This is a genomic window from Actinomyces urogenitalis DSM 15434, from assembly GCF_000159035.1.
In the GTDB taxonomy this organism is placed as follows: Bacteria; Actinomycetota; Actinomycetes; order Actinomycetales; family Actinomycetaceae; genus Actinomyces; species Actinomyces urogenitalis.
The window spans coordinates 1-5,675 of sequence record NZ_DS999580.1 but is presented as its reverse complement, the minus strand read 5'-3'; the positions used below and the strand labels follow the sequence as shown (position 1 = coordinate 5,675).

Here is a 5,675-nt window from a genome sequence, read left to right as displayed (position 1 = left end):
GTGGGTGCTTGGTGGGGTGTGGGGAGGCCCCACACCATGCCGTCCCTTGGGTGGGTGGTGGTGTGGGGCCTTCGACCCTGTTTTGGGTTGTGTGCTCGGCGGTGTCCTACTCTCCCACACCCTGGCGGGTGCAGTACCATCGGCGCTGGGGGTCTTAGCTTCCGGGTTCGGAATGGGGCCGGGCGTGGCTCCCCCGCTATGACCACCGAGACGTCTTGTCGGGCCGTACACGATCCCCCGCCTTGTGGGGGGGGGTTGGTGTTGGGGTTGGTCCTGGACCGTATAGTGGACGCGCAGCGTTGTTTTCTTTGCCTCACCGGCCCCGTACCGTGTGGTTGGGGGTGGTGTTGTTGTTTGTGTTGGCCAATTAGTACCGGTCAGCTCCAACCCTTGCGGGTCTTCCACGTCCGGCCTATCTACCCAGTGGTCTGCTGGGGGCCTTCCACCACCCCGAGGGGTGGTGTGGATACCTCATCTTGAAGATGGTTTCCCGCTTAGATGCTTTCAGCGGTTACCCGTTCCGAACGTAGCCAACCAGCCGTGCCCCGGGCGGGACAACTGGCACACCAGAGGTTCGTCCGTCCCGGTCCTCTCGTACTAGGGACAGGCCTTCTCAAGTATCCTGCGCGCGCAGAGGATAGGGACCGAACTGTCTCACGACGTTCTAAACCCAGCTCGCGTACCGCTTTAATGGGCGAACAGCCCAACCCTTGGGACCTGCTCCAGCCCCAGGATGCGACGAGCCGACATCGAGGTGCCAAACCATGCCGTCGATATGGACTCTTGGGCAGGATCAGCCTGTTATCCCCGGGGTACCTTTTATCCGTTGAGCGACGACCCACCCACTCGGGATCGCCGGATCACTAGTTCCTACTTTCGTACCTGCTTGACCCGTCGGTCTCGCAGTCAAGCTCCCTTGTGCACTTACACTCAACACCTGGTTGCCGACCAGGCTGAGGGAACCTTTGAGCGCCTCCGTTACATTTTAGGAGGCAACCGCCCCAGTTAAACTACCCACCAGGCACTGTCCCTGACCCGGATCACGGGCCGAGGTTCAGGCGCACGCCATAGCCAGAGTGGTATTTCAACGACGACTCCACAACCACTGGCGTGGCTGCTTCACAGTCTCCCACCTATCCTGCACAAGCCATAGCGGGCGCCAATACCAAGCTGTAGTAAAGGTCCCGGGGTCTTTCCGTCCTTCTGCGCGTAACGAGCATCTTTACTCGTAGTGCAATTTCGCCGAGCTCATGGTGGAGACAGTGGAGAAGTCGTTACGCCATTCGTGCAGGTCGGAACTTACCCGACAAGGAATTTCGCTACCTTAGGATGGTTATAGTTACCACCGCCGTTTACTGGGGCTTAAATTCACCGCTTCACCCCACGACGGGGGTTGACGGTTCCTCTTAACCTTCCAGCACCGGGCAGGCGTCAGTCCGTATACATCGCCTTGCGGCTTCGCACGGACCTGTGTTTTTAGTAAACAGTCGCTTCTCCCTGGTCTCTGCGACCCTCACCCCTAGCCCGCAAAAAGGGGCTTCAAGGCTCGGGCCCCCCTTCTCCCGAAGTTACGGGGGCATTTTGCCGAGTTCCTTCACCATGATTCACTCGTGCGCCTAGGCATACTCTGCCCGACCACCTGTGTCGGTTTAGGGTACGGGCGGCTGGCACCATCGCGTCGAGGCTTTTCTCGGCACCCCAGGATCACCCTACTTCCCCACCCGAGAAGGGCAGGTCACCATCACGTCTGACCCTTACCATCAAAGGAAGACAACCGGATTTGCCTGGCTGTCGGGCTGCTCGCTTGAACGGGCCAAGCCATTAGGCCCGCGGAGGCTACCACTGTGCGTCACCCCTGTTAACACGCTTGCCTACCTGCACGGAGGGTCCCCAGACCCCACACCACCACACCAACAGGCAGCCGAAGCCACCAGAAGGCGCGATTGTGGTGCCGGGCGTGGGTTAGCACCCGCGCGTCAGCATGGGCGGTGCTTCGCCGGTACGGGAATATCAACCCGTCATCCATCGACTACGCCTGTCGGCCTCGCCTTAGGTCCCGACTCACCCAGGGCGGACTAGCCTGGCCCTGGAACCCTTGGTCATTCGGCGCTAGGGCTTCTCACCCTAGTATCGCTACTCATGCCTGCATTCTCACTCCCGCACCGTCCACCACTAGATCACTCTGCGGCTTCACCCGGTGCAGGACGCTCCCCTACCACCCACCACCCCTGACCAGGACAAACCCGGTAGGGAACACGTGATGGGTCCGCGGCTTCGGCGGTGTGCTTGAGCCCCGCTACATTGTCGGCGCACGATCACTTGACCAGTGAGCTATTACGCACTCTTTCAAGGATGGCTGCTTCTAAGCCAACCTCCTGGTTGTCTGCGCGACCGCACATCCTTTCCCACTTAGCACACGCTTAGGGGCCTTAGCCGGCGATCTGGGCTGTTTCCCTCTCGACAACGGAGCTTATCCCCCGCTGTCTCACTGCCCCGCTATAACCCGAACGGCATTCGGAGTTTGGTTGACGTCAGTAACCCTGTGGGGCCCATCAGCCACCCAGTAGCTCTACCTCCGCCGGGGACCACGAGACGCTGCACCTAAATGCATTTCGGGGAGAACCAGCTATCACGGAGTTTGATTGGCCTTTCACCCCTACCCACAGCTCATCCCCCCAGTTTTCAACCTAGGTGGGTTCGGTCCTCCACACGCTCTTACACGTGCTTCAACCTGGCCATGGGTAGATCACCCCGCTTCGGGTCTAGACCGTGCCACTTAACTCGCCCTTTCAGACTCGCTCTCGCTACGGCTACCCCCCAAGGGTTAACCTCGCGACACGGCGCTAACTCGCAGGCTCATTCTTCAATAGGCACGCCATCACCCCCACAAAGGAAAGGCTCTGACGGCTTGTAAGCGCCCGGTTTCAGGTACTATTTCACTCCCCTCCCGGGGTACTTTTCACCATTCCCTCACGGTACTATCCGCTATCGGTCATCAGGAGGTATTCAGGCAGCCAAGTGGTCTTGGCAGATTCACACAGGATTCCACGAGCCCCGTGCTACTCGGGAACGCGCCCACGCAGCCAGCATGGTTTCACCTACGGGGCTATCACCCACTACGGCCCCCCTTCCCAGGAGGTTCAGCTACCACACCAGTTTCTCACTGCGCCCACCCCCGGCAGAGGATGGAAGAACACGCCCCACAACACCGCACACGCAACCCCTGCCGGGTATCACACGCACACGGTTTAACCATCATCCGCTTTCGCTCGCCACTACTCACGGAATATCTTCTCCTACGGGTACTGAGATGTTTCACTTCCCCGCGTCACCCCCCGCACCCTATGAATTCAGGTACGAGTGACACGACATAACTCGTGCCGGGTCCCCCCATTCGGACACCCTCGGATCACAGCCCGTCAGCCGGCTCCCCGAGGCTTATCGCAGGCCACCACGTCCTTCATCGGCCCCTGATGCCAAGGCATCCACCGAACGCTCAAAAAAACAAACAAAACAACACACACAACAAAAACACGTGTGTGTGCGCAAAGATCAAAGATGCTCGCGTCCACTATACAGTTCACAACCAACCCACCCACACCACCCACACCCACACACCCGCAAGCAACAAAACCAGCAGGCACCGTGTGAGCCCAGACAGCAGGGCCACCAGGGCGTACTGCCCCAGACCCCGACAGCATGCCACCCCCAACCCCAAGCCAACCCCCATCAAAAGAGGACAACCAGGAGGCCAGGGCACCCACACCCACCCACCAAGAAGGAGGACGGGACACGGGCGGTTTCTCATGCACACAGCTTCCGACAGGCACCCAGCCTGGCAGCCGCCCCCCAACCTCACCGGGAGACCGTCACCACCACACCAGGGCACCCCATACTCCTTAGAAAGGAGGTGATCCAGCCGCACCTTCCGGTACGGCTACCTTGTTACGACTTCGTCCCAATCACCAGCCCCACCTTCGACCGCTCCCCGTAAGGCCACGGGCTTCGGGTGTTGCCGACTTTCATGACGTGACGGGCGGTGTGTACAAGGCCCGAGAACGTATTCACCGCAGCGTTGCTGATCTGCGATTACTAGCGACTCCAACTTCACGGTGTCGAGTTGCAGACACCGATCCGAACTGAGACCGGCTTTAAGGGATTCGCTCCGCCTCACGACATCGCAACCCTCTGTACCGGCCATTGTAGCATGCGTGAAGCCCAAGACATAAGGGGCATGATGATTTGACGTCATCCCCACCTTCCTCCGAGTTGACCCCGGCAGTCTCCCGCGAGTCCCCACCACAACGTGCTGGCAACACGGGACAAGGGTTGCGCTCGTTGCGGGACTTAACCCAACATCTCACGACACGAGCTGACGACAACCATGCACCACCTGTGAAAGCGCCCCACAAGGAGGAAACCCCATCTCTGAGGCAGACGCTCACATGTCAAGCCTTGGTAAGGTTCTTCGCGTTGCATCGAATTAATCCGCATGCTCCGCCGCTTGTGCGGGCCCCCGTCAATTCCTTTGAGTTTTAGCCTTGCGGCCGTACTCCCCAGGCGGGGCACTTAATGCGTTAGCTACGGCGCGGAAACCCCGGAAAGAGCCCCCACACCTAGTGCCCAACGTTTACGGCGTGGACTACCAGGGTATCTAATCCTGTTCGCTCCCCACGCTTTCGCTCCTCAGCGTCAGTAACGGCCCAGAGACCCGCCTTCGCCACCGGTGTTCCTCCTGATATCTGCGCATTCCACCGCTACACCAGGAATTCCAGTCTCCCCTACCGCACTCAAGCCGGCCCGTACCCACCGCAAGCCCCCAGTTAAGCCAGGGGATTTCACGACAGACGCGACCAGCCGCCTACGAGCTCTTTACGCCCAATAATTCCGGACAACGCTCGCGCCCTACGTATTACCGCGGCTGCTGGCACGTAGTTAGCCGGCGCTTCTTATCCAGCTACCGTCAACCACCCCACAAAGAAGATGGCCTGCTTCACTGGCGAAAGAGGTTTACAACCCGAAGGCCTCCATCCCTCACGCGGCGTCGCTGCATCAGGCTTGCGCCCATTGTGCAATATTCCCCACTGCTGCCTCCCGTAGGAGTCTGGGCCGTGTCTCAGTCCCAGTGTGGCCGTCCACCCTCTCAGGCCGGCTACCCGTCACCGCCTTGGTAGGCCATCACCCCACCAACAAGCTGATAGGCCGCGAGCCCATCCCCCACCAGAAAAAACCTTTCCAAACCCACCCATGCGAGCAGGCCAGAATATCCCGTATTAGCTACCCTTTCAAGCAGTTATCCAGAAGAAGGGGGCAGGTTACTCACGTGTTACTCACCCGTTCGCCACTCATCCACCCCAGCAAGCTGGAGCTTCACCGTTCGACTTGCATGTGTTAAGCACGCCGCCAGCGTTCGTCCTGAGCCAGGATCAAACTCTCCAAACAAAAAACACAAACCATAAACCAACCCCAACCAACAAGCCAGGACCAGCCACAGAAAGCATCAAAAAAGTCCAGAAAACCAGACCAGGCCCAACCCACCCCAGATCCGACGAGGAAAACCAAGGCAGGCAAACCAAAACAAAACAAGAACAACCAACCCCAAAAAACCAGGGCCAGCCATCCCACTATGGCATAAAAAACATGACACACTATCGAGTTCTCAAACAACACACCCA

The 5,675-nt window shown here is 59.2% G+C and carries 3 rRNA genes; all 3 read right to left on the bottom strand.

Features of this window, described 5'->3' with window-relative positions:
* Positions 1–93: 93 nt before the first annotated feature.
* Positions 94–210, bottom strand: a 5S ribosomal RNA gene (rrf, locus tag HMPREF0058_RS11275).
* Positions 211–348: 138 nt separating this feature from the next.
* Positions 349–3,512: ribosomal RNA gene (locus HMPREF0058_RS11270) — 23S ribosomal RNA — on the bottom strand.
* Between the two features lie 391 nt (positions 3,513–3,903).
* Positions 3,904–5,442: ribosomal RNA gene (locus HMPREF0058_RS11265) — 16S ribosomal RNA — on the bottom strand.
* Together the 16S, 23S and 5S rRNA genes form the textbook arrangement of a ribosomal RNA operon.
* Positions 5,443–5,675 lie beyond the last annotated feature (233 nt).